Here is a 17,485-nt window from a genome sequence, read left to right on the forward strand (position 1 = left end):
TTATGGCCCCTGATCGAATCGGTACGGCGCGACCAATGGATTGCCGTTGGTATATGGGCTGGGGAACTGACCGATCGTGCGGCCCCATTGCATCTCGAGCTCAGTGAGGTCGCCCTCCCAGCGGGTGCCGGTAAAGAGGCCCTGGTCGATGCGGCTGAGCGTGAGATCGACGATCGCGGTCATGTTGGCGTAGTCCCCGCGCTGCCACTTCTCGATGGTCTCGTTGGGGAAGGGGAAAGTCAGAATCAGGCTCAGCGCCCGAGTCATGGCAGGCCCGGCATTGGCCAACGACTCGAGCACCGGGCCGATCTCTTTGAGCTCCTTGACCAGATTGGCCTTGGTCTGGTCTACGGTGCTCACCACCCGATCGGCGAACCGTCCCAAGGCATCAGCGGCCTCGGCAAGGTTGTCGCGCTCGGCATTGAGTACCGCCAGCGCCTCGGGAACCGACTTGAGTGCCTTGTCGAGCACCGGCTGGCTCGCGGCGAACGTGCCGGCCAGCGTGTTCAAGCTCTCGGTGGCGGCAATGATGTCGTCGGTCTGTCCGTTGGTGTTGGTGGCGAACCGGTCTAGCTCGTGGATCAGGTTGCGCAGATCCTGTTCACGTCCGCGGAAGGCGGTACTGAACGCCTCGGTGATGTCCTGGATTTGGCCGAGTCCACCGCCGTTGAGCACCATCGAGACGGCCGCCAGAGTCTGTTCGACGGTCGGAAACGATGCCGAGTGCGACAGTGGAATGACCGACCCCTCGTGCAACTGGCCCTGGGGCGCAGCGTCGGTCGGGGGACTGAGCTCGATGTGCTGCGAACCCAGGATGCTCGTGAGTCCGATCTTGGCCGTCGAGTTAGCGGGCAGATGGACGTCGCCGTTGAGGCGCATCGAGACCAGCGCATGCCAGCCCTGGAGTTCGATCGACGTGATGTGCCCGACGGTGGTATCGCCCACCCGCACCCGGGAGTTGGGCTGAATATTGTTGACATCCGGCATCTCCGCCGTGACGACGAAAGATCCGGGGCCGTCGCCGACAGTGCCGGGAAGCGGCAGTGTGTTGAGCCCCTGCCAGTCTTTGAGACCGCAGCCGGACGAGCCGCCGACGAGTCCGAGGACCACCGTTACGGTAGCCACTCTGCGGCACCATCGCCGGGCGATCATGAGCCGCCGCCAGCGGGAGGCGCCATCATCCCGGCTATCCCCGTTGTGGGATCGGTCTGTTGCGCAGGAGGTGTCTCGGCGGGTAGGGACGGACCCATTGGGGTGGCATCGGGTGTTGCCGCCGCCGGGGCCGCCGGCGGCACGTAGTCCGGGCGCATCCAATCTTCGCTGTAAGTCACCTCGTTGGGGCGTGCCTGCGCGCCCACGAGAAGATCCTCACCGATCGGCGGGAAGTTGTATTGGCGGTTCTTGATGATGGGCGCCAGATACTGGACGCACAACTTCGAAGACTGTTCGGCCCCTAGTCGCGATGCGGCCTGGATGGCGCCGCAAATGAAGGAAATCGGATTGGCGAAGTTGTTGACGGCCAGTGCTCCGGTGAACGATCCGTTCGACGCCTCGTAGATGTTGTCGAAATTTTGAACGGTTGAGGGAGCAATATGGAACGTCTGCTTGATGTCATCGAGGCTGTCGTTGAGGGCCGCGCTGATGGAGGCGAGCTTGTCGAATGAGGTTCCGATGGTGCCGCTGTTCTCGTCGGCGAACCGCTTGACGTCTCCGATGACCGAATTCATCTGGACGAAAGCATTACCGATCTTGCCTGGATCACTGGCCAGTGCGGCGGTCACTGAATCGAGATTGTTGTTCAGCTGGGTCAGTAGGTCGCTGCTACCGCGAAGCGCCGAGACCAGGATCGACAAATTCCGGAACGTGTCGAAGATATCGCTGCTGTGGTCGCCGACTATCGACATCGCTTGTGAGAGTTTGACAATGGTCTCGCGGATGTTGCCGCCTTGACCGCGGAGATTGTCCGCCGTGGTATCGATGAAGGCGCCAAGAGTGCTGACTCCGCCAGGCTTGGTCGGCGCCAGCAACTCGGTGAGGCGTTTGAGCTGGGTACGTACCTCATCCCACTCGACTGGTACTGCGGTGCGGTCGCGGGCGATGACGGCGCCGTCTTTCAAGGTTGGGCCGCCGGTGTAGACCGGTGTCAGCTGAATGGCCCGACCGGTCACCAGCATGGGCGACAAAATGGCGGCTTTTGCGTCGGCCGGGACCTTGTAATTGCTGTCGTACCAGAAGGAGACCTTCACGCCGTCGGGTTGTGGCTCGACAGCTGCAACGCGGCCAACGGGTACGCCAAGGATCCGTACGTCATCACCCGGGAACAGCGCATTGCTGTTCTCGAAATATGCGACAACCTCGTTGCGACCAACATGGTCGAGGGCGCGTACGACCAGCACGACACCGGCGAGCATCGTCAACGTCAACACGATCGCTAGTGCGAGTCGTGGCCTGCGTAGCGTTTTCATCGGCTACCTCCGGTCTGACCGTCGGCTGGTTGTTCGTTCGGCGCCGGCACGAGAACGGGTGCCGGTATCGGGTCGGGACTCGAGGCGATCTCGGGCGGTGATGCGGCTGGCGGCCCCGGTGGCGGACCGCCAGCCGGCGGCGCGGGAAGCGGCTCTCGATACGGGTATCGGGGATCACCGGGTTTGCCCGTTATTGCGTCGGGCAGGTTCAGGTTGGGTTCGCCGCCCTGGCCAGTGCGCGGGTACGGCACGGGCAGCGCAGGAGTCGCGGGCTGGCCGACTTGCGGGTCGGTGCGAAGGGACGGCAGGAGCGTCGCGGGGTCGGTGCCGAGGTCGGAAAAGGCCGCATCAATGAAGGGTTGTACGAACTGTCCGGGTAACAGATTGACCACATAAGCCTTGAAGAACGGTCCGGAGGAAACGGATTCGCCCAGTGACATGGCGTAGCTGTTGAGCCGCTTGATCGCATCCTGCACTTTGGCCTTACGGTCGTCGACGATGGTCAGGACGCCGTTCAGTTTCTCCAGGGCCGGCTTGAGTGTGGCCTGGTTGTCGGCGATGAAGCCTTTGAGTTGGCGAGATACCGCGGAGATGTTTCGCCAGATCTGGTCCAACGCGGCGCTCTGTTCATCGAGGGCGACGAGCAGGGAATTGGTCTGCCGGACGAGTTGAACGATCTGGTCGGTGCGGGTGGCGAGCACACCAGTTGTCTTCGCGGCGTTGGCGAGCAGACTGCGTAGCTGGGCATCTTGTTTGTCCAGGGTGTCGGCGAACCGGGCTACTCCCGCCACTGCGTTACGCAGATCCGGCGGGGTACTGGAGAAGGTGTCTGCCATGGTTGCCAACGACGCCGAGAGTTGGTTGGTGTCCAGCCCGCTGATGGTGTTGGTCAGATCGCCCAATGCATCCGGAAGCTGGTACGGCGACGTGGTGCGATCGATCGGGATGGGACCGGACAGAGCGCCGTCGCCCCGCGGTGTGACGTCGAGCATCTTGGTTCCGAGCAGACCTTTGGTCTTGATCGCTGCAGCGGTACGGTCGCCAAGGCGCACATCACCTTTGATGCGGAACTTCACCAGAACCTGCTGGCCGTCCAATTCGATGCTGGAGACTTTGCCGACCGGCAGTCCGGAGACTTCCACTCCGGCTCCGGTGAACAGCCCGCCGGCGTCCGCGAAGTAGGCGGAGTAGTTCCGGCCAGGATTGAGGAACGGAACTTTCTGCCAGTTCAGGGCGGCGAGCACTATTGCGGCGATGACGACGGCGCCGACGGCGCCGAGGACGGCAGGATTGCGTTCGGAGAAGGCTTTCATTTCGGAGTGCACCGCCCGGTGTCTTGGCCGGCCACCTTGACGTAAACAGGCTGGCCGCCTTTGCCATTCAGCTTGAGGACCAGATCGCAAAGGTAGAAGCTGAAGAAGTCGCCGTACATGCCTTGTCGGCTGAGGGCGCGATACTTGTCCGGCAGCGTGTCGATCAACTTCTCCAAGTATTGATGGTCAGCCACCGCGATCGCGGAGGCCCGATCGGTCTCGTGAATGACTGTCTTGATGGGCTCACGTGTCTGGTCCAGGAGGTCGGCTACCGTGGCGGCGGCGGCGCTCGCGTTCGTGAAAGCGTGGGCGATGTCGGTCCGGCGAGCATTGAGTCCATCGATCAAACCGGACAGGTTGGTCACCGCCTTGTCCAGTTGCGCGCTCTGCCCACCGACCGTGCCCAGGACCACGTTGAGGTTGGTGACGACCTCGCTGATCAATTGATCGCGATCGGCAAGGGTGTTGGTCAGCACCGCAGCCTGATCGAGAAAAGAGGAGATGGTTGCCCCCTGTCCCTGGAGTGCTTGATCAAGCTGCCCGCTCAAGGCATTTACTTGCTCGGGGCTCAGTGCCCGGAAAAGCGGCTTGAATCCGCCGATCACCGAATCGAGATCGAGTGCGGGCGCAGTACGGCTGACCGGAATTGTCGCGCCCGGCTGCAGACGCTTCAGGTCACCCGCACCTTCCTCGAGAGCAAGGAAGCGACCGCCGATCACGTTGTCGTAACGGATCACTGCGCGGGTCCCTTCGGTCAGGGCCACCGAGTCGCGGGCGGAGAACTCGACGCGAACGGTCGCGTCGGGATTGATGGTGATGTCTTCGACCTTGCCCACCTCAACACCCGCGATGCGCACGAAGTCGCCAGACTTCAGCCCGGTGACGTTGGTGAATTGGGCGTTGTAGGTCGTGCCGCCGCCGAACCGGAATTGGGCAAAGACAGCTAGGAGGGCGAATGCGCCGAGAAAGCAGACTGTGAGGAACACAGCGAGGCGCCATATGGTGCTCCTCAGTTGGTTCGTCACGGTTGTTTCTCCTGTCGGATGCCGATGTTCACGGTGTCGGGGGCGTTCCGGCCGGCGGCGCGGGTGGCGGCGTCGGGGCGGGAGCGGGTGGAACGCCCGGCCATAGTGGGACCCCGCCGGGGCCGTACCACGCGGCGCCGTAAGGTGGCATTCCCGGCCCCATATCGGGGCCAGGGGCCGGACCCGGAAGGCACTGTCGGATGCTGGGCGGTTCCGGCACGGCCCGTGTGGCGGGGAACCAGTTGCCCCAGCACGGGTGCCCCAGGCCGGGATTGGGCCGGATATCGAGTCCTGTGCCCCACCCGGTATTTGTGACCAGCTGGCGAACCGGGAAGTTCTTGGTTGCGTCCGGCAACGACCCACAGCTGGGCTTGCCGCCCGGACCACCCTTGGCAGCAACGATCGGCAGGTTGTCCGGGTACTGGTAGGGGTCGTTGCCGGGTAGGAGAGCGACGTCGAAATTAGCTGACTTGCCGTCCTTGCCACCCCACGCGTCGTAGGCACCGCCGGTGGTCAACGTCCAGTACGCCCCCTGCAGCCAGCAGGTGTAGACCGGGTTGTATTTCAAGAGGAGGTTCGTGGTGGGCTCGAGCAGATTGACTGCGCGCACCAACGGATCCTCGCTGCTCTCCAACAATTCGCGTGCCGAGTGGGAGAAGCCAACCGTGTTGAGCAGCAGCGCGTCTAGCGAGGAAGCCTGGTTGGCGATGGTGTCGCTGATGGTGCTGCCGGCGTTGAGGATTGTCACGATGTCGGGTGCTGCCGCGGCGTAGGTGTCGTTGAAGTCCTTGAATGATCGCCAATCGGCCCTAATGGTGTCGCTACGCTCATTGAGCGCCTTGAGAACTTGGTCGAGATCGGTTGTCGCCTGGCCTATTTGAGGTCCCATCCCGCGAACCCCTTCGGCGACGGCGGTCAAGACGGCATTCAGCTTGGCCGGGTCGATCATGTTCAGCAAATTGACGACGTTCTGGAAGACCGTATTGACCTCTGTGGTGACGTTGTCAGACTTCAGAACCGCGCCCGCGGCAAGTCGTTGGGGGCTGGGGTTCGTCGGGTACACCAGGTCGACGAACTTGGCGCCGAAGGCAGTCGTGGCCCGGATCTGTGCTCCGACGTTGGCCGGAATGTACTGAATCTGGTCGGGGTCGATCTCGAGTCGGAGCGAGGAAGGACCGTCGCCACCGGTGATCTGGCTGACCCGTCCCACCTGGACGCCGCGCATCTTGACCTTCGCGCCGTTCTCCATCACCAGGCCGGAACGATCCGCGGTCAGGGTGACCGGAACGTAGGACCTGAAGGTTCCGGCGAATGCCGTTGAGGTAACGAAAAAGAAGACACCAATAGCAATGACCAGAATAAGAGCCCACCAGCGGTCGTGCAGGCGTTGTTCGCCAGGTCTGGGTTCCACGGTCAGCCAGCCAGATTGAAGTTGCCGGACTGACCGTAGACGGCCAGTGAGATCATCACGATCTCGACCGCCGCGACGACCATGGATGTGCGGACCGCCCGGCCCACCGCTTCGCCCACGCCGGCCGGTCCGCCGCTTGCTGTATAGCCATAGTAGGTGTGCACCAGCATGATCACGACTGTCATCGCTACCGACTGCATGAACGACCAGATGACGTCGGTGGGATTGAGGAAAGTGTTGAAGTAATGGTCATAGACCCCGGATCCTTGCCCGTAGATGACGACTGTTCCGGTGCGCGCGGCAAGGAAGGCCATCATCACCGCGATGCAGTACAGCGGGATCACGACAATGACACCGGCCAATACCCGAGTTGACGCGAGATAGGTGACGGATTTGATTCCGATGACTTCCAGGGCGTCGACTTCCTCGTTGATGCGCATGGCGCCGATCTGGGCGGTGGCTCCTGCGCCGATGGTCGCCGACAGCGCAACCGACACTGTGCCGGGAACAATCAAGCGGACGTTGAAGAAGGCTGACGCGAATCCGGTCAGCGCTTCGAAACCGACTGAGGCCAACTGGTTGTAGCCCTGCACAGCAACCAGGGCACCGGTGGTCATGGTCAAGAAGCCCACGATTGCGACGGTTCCGCCGACGACTGCCAGTGCGCCGGCGCCGAGTCCCATCTGCGCGATCAGGCGCAACAGCTCCTTGCGGTAACGAGTCACGGCCTCCGGGATGGCGGCGAGAGTTCGTACGAAGAACCGGGTTTGTGAGCCGACACGATTCCACCCCGCTGCAAGGTCCTCGATGCTCGCGGTCAGCTTGGGGCGCAGTCTGCTTGGAATTCCTATGGTCACCGGACAGCCTGCCTTAGACGGTGAATTGGATGCCGACCGCAGTCACGATCACGTTGATCGCGAACAGCACCATGAAGGTGAACACGACGGTCTCGTTGACCGCGTTGCCGACGCCCGCGGGGCCGCCGCCGACGGAAACGCCCTTGTAACAGGCAATGAGGCCGGCAGCCAAGCCGAACAGCGTGGCCTTGGTGAGAGATACAACGACGTCCCCCAATCCGGTGAGCAACGTCATTCCGGACGCGAACGCGCCAGGGGATACGTGCTGAATGTAGACACAGAAGATGTAGGCACCTGCCAGACCGGTGAGGATCACCGTCGCCGATAAGGCCAGGGCGACAGTCGTCGCCGCGAGGACTCGGGGGACGACGAGCGCCTGGATCGGATTGATACCCATCACCTTCAATGCGTCCAGTTCTTCCCGGATCGTGCGGGCGCCGAGATCGGCGCACATCGCTGTCGCCCCTGCCCCGGAGACCACGAGGACGGTGACGATGGGGCCGATCTGGTTCACCGTGCCGATCGCTGCCCCGGTGCCGGAGAAGTCGGCCGCGCCGAACTCGCCGAGCAGGATGTTGAATGTGAACACCAGCAGGACGGAGTAGGGCAGCGTCAACATCAAGGCGGGTAGTACCGAGACGCGTGCGACGAACCAGGTTTGCAGGAGATACTCCTGCCAGGCGAACGGCGGCCGGAACATCAATACGAGCGTGTCCAGGGACATGCCGATGAACCCGCCGAAGGCACGTACTGGCTTGGCGAATGTGTTGCTAGCGGTCACTGCGGGGCGCCCGACGGCTTGTCAGGGTTGCTGGCGGTGCCCTGATGGGTCTGGCACGAGACCGACTGCAGCGCCGGAATGGTCAGCTGCCCGGGGTCTGCGTTGGCGTCCGGGTACATTGCGGAACCGTATCGTGACCTTTGCTGCGACTGCTGCTCCTCGATGGGGGCTATTTTGTACCCCTTATGGGCTAGCTGCCCGGTTTGTGCAGTTCAAGGCCATTGGAGTGGGCATCTGTCGAGATCGTCAGCTACCTGTCTGCGCTGACGATCCCGACTCTCCGGGACGTCGATCAGGTCGGCGACTTCTCCTCCGATCGGATGCTTCGTCGCCGGTTGTGCCTCGGCCGGGTGTATGCGGCCAGGGCCCAATCGAAGCCTCCCTCTTTGACGTGGATTAATCTATAGAGATAAGGTTTAGCAGTCTGTCGATAGCACTTGGTCATGCTTCTATATCGCTGTCTGGCAAAGAGCTTGGGTGCACTGCCGGCGTCCGGATCTGACACCGGATTTGCCTAGCAGGAGCACACACGGCAGCTGTCGACTGTCTGGTGATGGCCACGCCGTGAGGAGATCATGACTACCGTCCAACCGGAGATCTACATCGGCGGCAGCTTTTGGCGGCCCGTGGAGTTCACCACCGTCATCGAGCCGGCCACGGGGCGTCCGCTCGGCGAAGGCCCGTGCGCTACCGAGACCGACATCGACGACGCGGTGGCCGCCGCGCGGTCGGCGCCGGCACTGCAGTGGCGCAGCTGCCCACCAGCTGAGCGCGCCGCCGTTCTCAAGCGCTTCAGCGCTGCACTGCGCGAGCGATCAGCCCAGACGGCCACCCTGGTCACCCGCGAGAACGGCATGCCGATCACGCTCTCGCGACTGGTCAACGGGATCTTCCCGGCGGCTCTGGTCCGCTACTACGCGGGACTGGTCGAGGGTTTCTCGCCCGAGGAGGTCAGGCCGGCCCTGGCGGGCCATACGTTGGTCCGTCGCGAGCCCGTCGGCGTCGTCGCCGCCATCACCCCGTGGAACTATCCCCAGGCCCTCGCGGTCATGAAGATCGCCCCGGCCCTGGCGGCCGGCTGTTCGGTCATCCTCAAGGCCGCGCCCGAAACCAGCCTGGACGCGTTGGCGTTCGCATATGCCGCCGCCGAAGTGGGATTGCCCGCCGGCGTGCTCAACATCGTTCCGGGCGGTGCGGCCGCCGGCGCCCACCTGGTCGGCCACCCGGGCGTCGACAAGGTGGCATTCACCGGCTCGACCGCGGCGGGCCGGGCGATCGGCGAGACGTGCGGCCGATTGATCCGGCCGGTCACGCTTGAGCTGGGGGGAAAGTCGGCCGCGATCATCCTCGATGACGCCGATCTGACCGACACGGTCAACGGTCTACGGTCGGCGTCGTTTGTCAACAACGGCCAGACCTGTCACCTGAGCTCGCGGATCTTGGTTCCGCGGTTCCGATATCCCGAGTTCGTCGACGCCATCGCGGATCTGGCCAGCAGCCTGACCGTCGGTGATCCGCTCGACGAGGCCACCGACATCGGCCCGCTGGTCAGTGAGCGTCAGCGTGAACGGGTGCTCGACTACATCGCTATCGGTCGCAATTCCGGCGCCAAGCTTGTCGCAGGCGGGGGAGTACCCGACGACCAGCCCAGTGGATGGTTCGTGCAGCCCACCGTGTTCGCCGATGTGGATAACGCCGACCGGATCGCCCAGGAGGAGATCTTCGGACCGGTACTGACCATCACGCCGTACGACGATGACGATAATGCCGTCGCGATCGCCAATGGCAGCGCGTTCGGCCTGGCGGGGACGGTGTGGTCGACGGACGTCGAGCGCGCCACCGACATCGCCCGTCGGATCCGGACCGGATCGATCGGGGTCAACGGCTACGAACTGGATATGCGCTCGCCCTTCGGTGGGGTCAAGGACAGCGGCATCGGTCGCGAACTCGGTCCCGAGGGCTTGGCCGCCTACGAGGTCACCAAGTCGATCTACCGGTTCTGATCTACCGCACCTTGCTGAAGCGATCGGGAATGTCCCGATAGGCCGAGCGGATGGCGTTCTTGTCCAGCTTTCCGCTGGGCAGCCGGGGCAGCGGATCGGACAACAGCACCACGTAGCGCGGAATCTTGTAGTCCGACAACAGGTTCTCGCAGTGCGCGATCACCGCGGGCTCGTCGAGATCTGAGCCGTCGGCGACCGTGATGATCGCGGCGGGCGTCTCACCGAAGCGCTCGTCGGTCACTGCGATCACCGCGACCTCGGCAACCCCGGGCAACGCCGCGATCGTCGACTCCAACTCGACAGGGGAGATGTTGATCCCGCCGGAGATGATGAGCTCCTTCATCCGGTCCAGGAACCGCAGCCGCCCCGCGTCGTCAGCGACACCCAGATCCCCACTGTGCAGCCAGCCGTCCCGGAATGCGGTGGCGGTGGTCTGCGGATCGTTCCAGTAGCCGGGAGTCACCCCCGGACCTCGAACCACCAGTTCACCGGGCTCTCCGGGCGGGGCCAGTGACCCGCCGGCGGCCATCACCCGCACCTCGGTGAAGATCGAACCGCTACCGCACGAATCCGGGTGTTCGAGGGCCTCGGACTTGATGGTCGCGGTCGCCACGCCGCCGGCCTCGGTCATCCCGTAGATCTGGCGGAGCAGCACGCCCTTCTCGGCCCAGCGGCGCAACAGGTCCGGCGGCACCGCCGCCCCGCCGACGATGGCGGTCTGCAGTGAGCTGAGGTCGGCGCTGGCGAACTCCTCGGTCCGGGACAGCGCCTCGAAGACCAGCGGAACACCGAATAATGCTCGTACCGAATGCTTTTCGATCATGGTGACCGCACGTGCCGGGTTGAGTTCAGGTTCGACCACCAGCGTGCCACCGAGCACCGTGGTGATCAGTACGCCGTAGACCAGTCCGGGCGTGAACGCCAGCGGCAGCACGAGCAGCGTGACGGTACCGGGTCGGAATCCCTCTTCGGTGAGCGTGTTCTCCAGCACCATGCCCATCAGGGTCTGACTGGTCAGGATCACGCCCTTGGACAGGCCGGTCGAGCCGCTGGTGAAGATGATCGCGATGGGGTCGGCCAGACCCGGCTCGACGGCGAAGTCGTCGGCCGCACCGGCCCGGACGTCCCCGGCGATGTCCAGGTCCCACACCGCGAATTCGCGTCCGGCTGATCCGGCCTCCTGGGCGTCGGCCAGGTGTGCTTCCGCGGCGATGATCACGGTGAGTTCGGCGTCGTCGGCGATCTTGCGGATCTCGGCCGGCTTCAGCCGTGAGTTGAGCGGGACCAGAACCGCGCCGGCCTTCATGATCGCCAGTGCGGCCACCGGCCACTGCAGCGAGTTCGGTGCCAGCAGACCGACTCGCATCCCGGGTTTGACTCCGTCGTCGGCGAGCCGGCGGGCCAGCCGACTCGTCCACTCTTGCAGTTCCCGATAGCTGAGCTGGTCCTCGCCGACGACGAGTGCATTGCGCTCGCCCTGAGTCCGGGCCCACCACCGCAGTGCCGAAGCTACTGTCGTCGCCATCGTTCTCCTCGATACGTGATGTCGCTTGTCGCGGTCACACTGTGGCAGCGGCGCCGAAGACAGTCGAACTGACCAATGGTGCCATGGGGCCGCCGATCAGCAGGGAAATCTCGGCGTTGGGAACGGGATTGGGTGATCCACCCCTGATCTGGCGGACCGCCTCTGCCACCAGCCCGATACCGTGCACGAAGCCTTCGGCGATATTGCCGCCGGCGGTGTTGATCGGCAGATCCCCGCTTTCGACGGTCAGATTCTGCAGCGTCAGGAAGTCCCCGGCCGCCGGGCCCGGCGGGCAGAGTCCGTGGTCGATCATCGAGGCGACTGCCGGTCCGGTGAAGTTCTCGTACACCTGGGTCACGTCCACATCCTGGGCTGTGATGCCCGCTCCCTGCCAGAGTCGTTCGACCAGGGCAGGATGGAAGCCGGCGCTGGTGTAGCGGTCCTCGTTCTCGACCGATTCGGTCCAGCCTGCTGCCGCTCCCTGCACCCCGGACAGGATGTAGGCCGGACGGCCGCGATAGTCGCCCACCCGGTCGGCAGCCACCACGAGAATGGCTGTGGCACCGTCATTTTCCCGGGAGCAGTCGAACAGGCGCAGCGGTTCGGAGATGGGCCGGGACCGGGCGTAGCGGTCGTGGTCCAGCGGCCGGCCGTAGGCGACGGCCCGGGGATTGTTCTGGGCGTGGTGGTAGCCGGCCATCGACACCGCCTCCAACGCGGAGGCCGGGACACCGTCGATTTCCAGCATCCGCTGGGTGCGCAACGCGCAGACCTGTGGCGGTGCCAGCATGCCGTGCGCGGTGTAGAGGTGGCCCATGTGCCCCTTGGTGAAGGCGCCTCGGCCGTCGGTCGCTTCGCTGAGGCCGCGGTAGACGACCACGCACTCGGCTTGCCCGCTGTGGACCGCCGCGGCAGCACAGTTCACTGCCGCGGCCACCGCGCCGCCGCCACCGCCCCAGATCTGGGTCGACCAGCGGACCTCGTGAACTCCCAGTGCCGCGCCGATGGCCAGCCCCTCACTGGAATCACCGGCGTAGGAGACGAACCCGTCGATCCTGCGTGGGTCGGCACCGGCGTCCCGGCACGCTGCCAGGATGGCCTGCAACACCAGTTGGGCCGAGGAGAACGGGCTGGTGCCACGCTTGTAGTAATCGGTGGCGCCGACTCCGACCACTGCGGTCGCGCCGCGAAAGCCGCTCATCGGGCGTCCTCCTCGAGATGCCAGCGGATCAGTGGCCAGTGATCGCCGTCCGGTGGCTGTTCGATCCGTCCGCGTACCGTGGCACCGATGCGCGGCGTCACTCCGTCGGCGTCGGCCAGCACACCGACGACTCGCCGCAGGCCCGCCGCGGGTAGCTCGACGAGCACCACGACGTAGGGCAGGTGCCCGGTGCTCTGCGGCGAGAACGGTTGCCAGGTGCGGGTCCAGGAGTAGACGGTGCCGACGGGGTCGACATCATGCCAGGAGATGGCGAAGGAATGGCAGTGCGGGCAGATGGGCCGGGGCGACCAGATCCAGGTCGAGCAGTCACCGCACTGTTGCAGCACAAGCCTTCCCGCACGCAGCCCGTCCCAGTGTGGGGTATCGAGGCCGTCGAGGGAGGGTCCGGTCAGGTCGATCCACGGCGGAGTGTCCGGGATGTTGCGCACCGATAGGACGCGCCAGGTGCCGTCGCCGAATCGCACCCAGCGGCTGCGCAGTTCGAACCAGCTGTCGTCGGCCCTGAGGTAACGGATGACCGCGTCGTAGCTGCCTTCTTCGACGGCGGTGATGCTCTGCACGTGTGAACCCTTGAGGGTCCGCGGAACGTCTGCGGACGCGATCAGCTGGCCGATCCGATCCGGCATGAAGTCGGCCAGCACGGTCTTGTTGTCGGCAGCGGCGACGGCCTTACCGTGGGCCTCGACGGTGGCGACGAGATCGTCGGGTGCGAGCGTCACGCTCACGGGGTACCTCCGAGTTGGTAACGCACATCGGTGCGGTCGTGGTGGAAGCCGGCCAGCCGGGCGGCGTTGACCAGGGCGGGGTCATTGGAATCGACGTTGACCACGACCCCGGTTCGGCCCGCTTCGTGGGCGATGACGCTGATGCCGTAGAGCAGTCGTCGCAATGCCCCGGCGGGCGCCGACGGCGAGAACTCGATATCGCTGATGACACTGCACACGCCGAATTCCTCGGAGTCGAAGGTGACGCTGCTCAGTGTTGCCGTGCCCAATGCCCGCCCCGCTTCCCGCAGCGTCCAGCTGGTTCCCGCACCAGTGGCGGCTGCCGGCTCGAGAACGGGGGCGCCGGCAAGCTCCGGATCCGGATCCGTGCCGCGGATCAGTTGCCAGACCTGGCGTGTTCGCGGGACGAGGAACCGGTTGCTCAACCGTCCCGCGGCTGGGTGGTTGCCGCGGGCCCAGCACGAGATGGTGTGGGCTCCGGTGCCGACCCAGCCGGTCGGACCGGTGGTGTCCAGGCCGAGTTGTTCGGTCAGCAGCGTCATGATGCCGATCGAGCGCAGTCTCGGATCGATCACCGCGGTGCCGTCGGCGCATCCACTCCCGGTGTGCTGCAGGCGGACCAGGCCAGCAATGCGCTCAGGCTCGTCTGGTTCGGCGAGCGCCGTCGCGTGCGGGAGCATCCAGATGACCAGATGGCAGTCCTTCGAGTCCTGCTCCGCCATGGATTGCGCTACCGACGCGAAATCGATGGTGCTGTAACCGGGTTCGGCGTCGTACTCCGATGCCCGCTGCAGGACATCGCGCAGTTCGTCGGCCTCGGCGGCACTGAGTTCGGTTCGCCACTCGTACTTGATCATCGGTTGGTCATGTGGCGGCGCGGCCCTGCGCGAGCAGCTTCCTGATCTCCCGGTGGAACACCTGATTGGCGACCTCGTTGCGACCCAACAGCATTCCGCCGGCATCGGCACTTCCCATGCCCTGCTGGGAATCGCGAAGCAGGGGAAAGTCCTCGTTGTGCAGGACGGTCAGCAGGATCTGCCAGTTCTTGTCCCATCGGTGCTCCCAGTGCGACTGCTCGAGGCCGGAGGCTTCCACCGGAGGCACCATCAATCGCTGCTCCATCCGCGATCGGGTGGGGTCGGTCGGATGCGGCCGGAACGTCAACAGCTGGAAGTGATCCGGTTGACGCAGCAGGGTGCTGTTCGGCAGCAGGAAGTGGGTCTCGGTGACGTAGGGGTCCAGTGGCTGGTCGCCGGGATCCTCTTCCAGCCAGCGGTCGATCGACTTGCGCGGGGCGATGAACCGGCAATGCCGCCCGAAGTCCTCGAAGGCCATCACATTGGTATGAATGATCTTTCCCGCGGAGTTTGGATGCGCGTACTGGATGTGGTAGCCGTCCAGGAACGCGTCCTGCATGATCTTCCAGTTCGTCGGCTCGTCGAAACCGGCGGCGCGGAAACATGTCAGCTCGTCGAGGTGGTAGCCGGCCAGGATGGTGTCCATCTCCGGGCCCAGCCATTCGGCGACGTTGATCGATGCGTGTGCGTTGTCGATAATCCAGATGAAACCGTGCCGCTCCTCGCACGGCAGCTCCACCAGACCCTGAGCGCTGCGGTCGATGTCGCCGAAGGTGTTGTCCCGGGTGATCATCCGCAGCGACCCGTCGGGGTCATACGACCACCGATGGTAAGCACAGGAGAAGAACCGGCAACGGCCCTTCTCGTTCTGTTCCAGCAGCGCTCCACGGTGCCGGCACAGATTCACGAAAGCTTTGACGCTGCCGTCCTTCTGGCGTACCACCAGGACGTTGTTACGGGGCATCGTGACGGTGAGGAAGTCGTACGGTTTGGCGATCTCCGAACCATGCGCCACGATCGACGGCACCTGCCCGAAGACGTAGTCGCGCTCCTCCTGGGCCAGCACCGGGTCGATGAACTCCTGTGCGGTGAATCCGACGACGTCGTCGAACTTGTCGGTGGTGTCATGGCGCAGCAGTTCGATCGCCCGGCGGATACGGTCCTGGCGGGGCAGTGACGTGGTCATCGCGGCCTCACTTCTCGGGGGTGAAGGTGATCGGCATCCGGCGGCATCCGCGCACCTGGGTGGAGTGGAAGACCGGCGGGTCGGCGTCGACGAGCCGGTAGTCGGGGATGCGGCGGTGCAATTCCTCCAGCGCTACGGTCAGCTCGATGCGGCCGAGGTGGGACCCCAGACAGCGGTGTGGTCCGGAGCCGAAGGACAGATGCCGGTTGGGGCTGCGCTCGACATCGAAGGTGGCGGGGGAGTCGAAGTAGTCTGGGTCCCGGTTCGCGGTACACAGCAGCACGATCAGCTGATCATCCTCGGACAGCTTGACCCCGGCCAGTTCGGTGTCGCGGGTGACGCGACGGCCGGCTGTCACAGCGGCCTCGATGCGCAGAATCTCCTCGACCGCCTTGGGAATCAGCGCCGGATCGTCGATGACCGCCTGCCGTTGGTCGGGGTTGTTGACGAAATGCACGATCGACCAGGCCAGGGATCCCTGAACGGTGTGCAGGCCACCCATGAGCAGCAGGAAGAACATCCGGAACAGTTCTTCGTCGGTGAGCAGCCGGGTACCGTCGGGAAGTTCAACCTCGGTGTGGATCAGCTTCGAGGTGGCATCGTCGCCGGGATTGGCCCGGCGATCGGCGATGATCGTGCTGAAGTAGCCGGCGATCGTCATCGCCGCCATCATGATGGCCTGGTCGGACTCCTCCTTGGTGCCACCCGGCTTGCCGAACAGCACTGTGTCGGTGGCCTCGGTGAACATCGGCGCGTCGGAGAGGGGCCAATCCATCAGTGCCAGAAAGACTCTGGCGGGCAGCTCATGGGCGAACTCCTCGACGAACTCGGCATGGCCTTTGGCGGCGAAGCCGTCGATCAACTCGTTGACCACGTCGCGGATCTCGTCGCCCAGCCGCTTCATCCGCTGTGGGCTGAACAGCGGCTGCAGGGCGTGGCGGTAGGCGGTGTGCTCTGGTGGGTCGAGTTCCAGCGGGATGAATTTGCCGAAGTCGGCCGGTGTGACCAGATTGTTCGGATAGCTGGAGAAGGTGTCCGTGTCGGTCAGGACATCGTGGATTTCCTTGTAGCGGGTGATGATCCAGTGCCCGCCGTGCGCAGTCGAGTACACCACCGGCCCGATGGCTGCGAGTTCGGCCATCTTCTCCTGCATGACGTCGACCGGCTCGGCCAGTGCAGGGTCGTACACGTCGAATTCGGTGACGAGGTGGGCTGGGACTTTCTCGGTCGTCGTCATCCAGGGCTCCTCAGGCGATCGGTTCGGGGTTGAGGTCCTGCGGGAACCACATGCCGACCCGGGACAGGGTGCCGCCATCGGTGGAGCCCAGGGTCACCCCTGACATGTACGCCGAGTCGTCGGAGACCAGGAACAGTGCCACCTTCGCGTTGTCGGCGAGCGACGGCGGCCGCTTGAGCTTGAGCGGGATGGGCGAGACTGTCGGGTTCCACTCACCGGCGGACTCCTCGTAGGACATTCCGACCACCGGAGAGCCCGGCGGCAACAGGAAGTTGGGGGACATGCCGTGGGTCGGGGCGATCGCGTTCACCCGGATCCCATACCGTCCGAGATCCAGGCTCAGGGCGCGCACCAGTCCGTTGACTCCGGCCTTGGTGGCGCAGTACATGGGGATGTTCGGGTAGGCGGCCAGCGATGCTGCTGAGGAGGTGGCCAGAATGGTGCCGCCACCGTTGGCTTTCAGATGGGGGACCGCGGCCTGTGCCGTGTAGATGACCCCACTGAGGTTGACCCCGAGGACCGCGTTCCAGTCATCCTCGGTCATGTCCTCGAAGAGGACTTCCTCTTCGAGTCCGAGCGCGGCCGCGCCGCCGCGGGACACGATGCCTGCGTTGGCCCAGACGATGTCGAGCTTGCCGTAGTGGGCGGCGGCCTGGTTGACGGCGTCGGTGATCTGCGCCTTGTCCGATACGTCGGCGGTGATCGCGATGGCGTCGCCGCCGTCCTCCGAGACCAACTTGAGAGTCTGCTCAGCGCGGTCGCCGTCGATATCGATGATGGCCACCTTGGCGCCTTCGGCGGTGAACAGTTGTGCGCACTGCCGTCCCAGGCCTGAACCGGCTCCGGTGATGACGGCGACTTTGCCTTCGAGTCTCATG

General features: G+C 64.6%; 16 protein-coding genes. 1 reads left to right on the plus strand and 15 read right to left on the minus strand.

From position 1 onward, the window contains the following. Genes G6N35_RS00965 through G6N35_RS27565 form a run of 8 tightly spaced genes read right to left on the minus strand, consistent with a single transcriptional unit; the run spans position 1 to position 7,971 of the window. The gene (locus G6N35_RS00965; RefSeq protein ID WP_163802421.1) at positions 1-1,152 is read right to left on the minus strand and encodes a virulence factor Mce family protein; all 1,152 of its coding nucleotides are present in this window, start codon (positions 1,150-1,152) and stop codon (positions 1-3) included. After that, positions 1,149-2,465, minus strand: a complete 1,317-nt coding sequence (locus tag G6N35_RS00970; RefSeq protein ID WP_163802423.1) for an MCE family protein — start codon at positions 2,463-2,465, stop codon at positions 1,149-1,151. Before G6N35_RS00970 ends, G6N35_RS00965 begins: the two co-directional genes overlap by 4 nt. Beyond that, the gene (locus tag G6N35_RS00975; protein WP_179967297.1) at positions 2,462-3,790 is read right to left on the minus strand and encodes an MCE family protein; all 1,329 of its coding nucleotides are present in this window, start codon (positions 3,788-3,790) and stop codon (positions 2,462-2,464) included. The genes G6N35_RS00970 and G6N35_RS00975 overlap by 4 nt, the downstream gene beginning before the upstream one ends. Beyond that, positions 3,775-4,803 (minus strand): MCE family protein, encoded by a 1,029-nt coding sequence (locus G6N35_RS00980; RefSeq protein WP_163802426.1) that lies wholly within the window; start codon positions 4,801-4,803, stop codon positions 3,775-3,777. Before G6N35_RS00980 ends, G6N35_RS00975 begins: the two co-directional genes overlap by 16 nt. A gap of 28 nt (positions 4,804-4,831) precedes the next feature. Next, complete coding sequence (locus G6N35_RS00985; RefSeq protein ID WP_163802428.1) at positions 4,832-6,214, minus strand: MCE family protein; 1,383 nt, start codon at positions 6,212-6,214, stop codon at positions 4,832-4,834. Positions 6,215-6,216: 2 nt separating this feature from the next. Next, positions 6,217-7,071, minus strand: a complete 855-nt coding sequence (locus G6N35_RS00990; protein ID WP_163802430.1) for an MlaE family ABC transporter permease — start codon at positions 7,069-7,071, stop codon at positions 6,217-6,219. 13 nt (positions 7,072-7,084) lie between these two features. Beyond that, a complete protein-coding gene (locus G6N35_RS00995) occupies positions 7,085-7,795 on the minus strand; it encodes an MlaE family ABC transporter permease (RefSeq protein WP_163807389.1) in 711 nt (236 codons plus the stop codon). Between the two features lie 53 nt (positions 7,796-7,848). After that, positions 7,849-7,971, minus strand: a complete 123-nt coding sequence (locus G6N35_RS27565) for a hypothetical protein (protein WP_281356950.1) — start codon at positions 7,969-7,971, stop codon at positions 7,849-7,851. Positions 7,972-8,427: 456 nt separating this feature from the next. On the opposite strand from G6N35_RS27565, the gene G6N35_RS01000 reads away from it, so the two are divergent. Next, the gene (locus G6N35_RS01000; protein WP_163802432.1) at positions 8,428-9,855 is read left to right on the plus strand and encodes an aldehyde dehydrogenase; all 1,428 of its coding nucleotides are present in this window, start codon (positions 8,428-8,430) and stop codon (positions 9,853-9,855) included. 1 nt (position 9,856) lies between these two features. On the opposite strand, the gene G6N35_RS01005 is transcribed toward G6N35_RS01000, so the two are convergent. From G6N35_RS01005 to G6N35_RS01035, 7 genes are read right to left on the minus strand one after another with little or no spacing between them, the layout of a single operon-like run. Then, on the minus strand, positions 9,857-11,380 hold the full coding sequence (locus G6N35_RS01005; RefSeq protein WP_163802435.1) for a class I adenylate-forming enzyme family protein: 1,524 nt from the start codon (positions 11,378-11,380) through the stop codon (positions 9,857-9,859). A gap of 34 nt (positions 11,381-11,414) precedes the next feature. Further along, positions 11,415-12,581, minus strand: a complete 1,167-nt coding sequence (locus G6N35_RS01010) for a thiolase C-terminal domain-containing protein (protein ID WP_163802436.1) — start codon at positions 12,579-12,581, stop codon at positions 11,415-11,417. Then, a complete protein-coding gene (locus G6N35_RS01015; protein ID WP_246224160.1) occupies positions 12,578-13,327 on the minus strand; it encodes a Zn-ribbon domain-containing OB-fold protein in 750 nt (249 codons plus the stop codon). Before G6N35_RS01015 ends, G6N35_RS01010 begins: the two co-directional genes overlap by 4 nt. After that, positions 13,324-14,184, minus strand: a complete 861-nt coding sequence (locus G6N35_RS01020; RefSeq protein ID WP_163802438.1) for a hypothetical protein — start codon at positions 14,182-14,184, stop codon at positions 13,324-13,326. Before G6N35_RS01020 ends, G6N35_RS01015 begins: the two co-directional genes overlap by 4 nt. A gap of 7 nt (positions 14,185-14,191) precedes the next feature. Then, positions 14,192-15,370, minus strand: a complete 1,179-nt coding sequence (locus tag G6N35_RS01025) for an aromatic ring-hydroxylating oxygenase subunit alpha (RefSeq protein ID WP_163802439.1) — start codon at positions 15,368-15,370, stop codon at positions 14,192-14,194. A gap of 7 nt (positions 15,371-15,377) precedes the next feature. Beyond that, positions 15,378-16,607 (minus strand): cytochrome P450, encoded by a 1,230-nt coding sequence (locus tag G6N35_RS01030; protein ID WP_163802441.1) that lies wholly within the window; start codon positions 16,605-16,607, stop codon positions 15,378-15,380. Positions 16,608-16,617: 10 nt separating this feature from the next. After that, on the minus strand, positions 16,618-17,484 hold the full coding sequence (locus G6N35_RS01035) for an SDR family NAD(P)-dependent oxidoreductase (protein WP_163802443.1): 867 nt from the start codon (positions 17,482-17,484) through the stop codon (positions 16,618-16,620). Between the last annotated feature and the right edge of the window lies 1 nt (position 17,485).

Origin of the sequence: Mycolicibacterium anyangense, from assembly GCF_010731855.1 — a bacterium.
Taxonomy (GTDB): Bacteria; Actinomycetota; Actinomycetes; order Mycobacteriales; family Mycobacteriaceae; genus Mycobacterium; species Mycobacterium anyangense.

Bases quoted from the DNA above. Each gene is read 5' to 3' on its own strand.
- G6N35_RS00965 (WP_163802421.1), bottom strand. From the start codon at position 1,152: ATGATCGCCCGGCGATGGTGCCGCAGAGTGGCTACCGTAACGGTGGTC.
- G6N35_RS00970 (WP_163802423.1), bottom strand. From the start codon at position 2,465: ATGAAAACGCTACGCAGGCCACGACTCGCACTAGCGATCGTGTTGACG.
- G6N35_RS00995 (WP_163807389.1), bottom strand. From the start codon at position 7,795: ATGTCCCTGGACACGCTCGTATTGATGTTCCGGCCGCCGTTCGCCTGG.
- G6N35_RS27565 (WP_281356950.1), bottom strand. From the start codon at position 7,971: ATGTACCCGGACGCCAACGCAGACCCCGGGCAGCTGACCATTCCGGCG.
- G6N35_RS01000 (WP_163802432.1), top strand. From the start codon at position 8,428: ATGACTACCGTCCAACCGGAGATCTACATCGGCGGCAGCTTTTGGCGG.
- G6N35_RS01005 (WP_163802435.1), bottom strand. From the start codon at position 11,380: ATGGCGACGACAGTAGCTTCGGCACTGCGGTGGTGGGCCCGGACTCAG.
- G6N35_RS01010 (WP_163802436.1), bottom strand. From the start codon at position 12,581: ATGAGCGGCTTTCGCGGCGCGACCGCAGTGGTCGGAGTCGGCGCCACC.
- G6N35_RS01020 (WP_163802438.1), bottom strand. From the start codon at position 14,184: ATGATCAAGTACGAGTGGCGAACCGAACTCAGTGCCGCCGAGGCCGAC.
- G6N35_RS01025 (WP_163802439.1), bottom strand. From the start codon at position 15,370: ATGACCACGTCACTGCCCCGCCAGGACCGTATCCGCCGGGCGATCGAA.
- G6N35_RS01030 (WP_163802441.1), bottom strand. From the start codon at position 16,607: ATGACGACGACCGAGAAAGTCCCAGCCCACCTCGTCACCGAATTCGAC.
- G6N35_RS01035 (WP_163802443.1), bottom strand. From the start codon at position 17,484: ATGAGACTCGAAGGCAAAGTCGCCGTCATCACCGGAGCCGGTTCAGGC.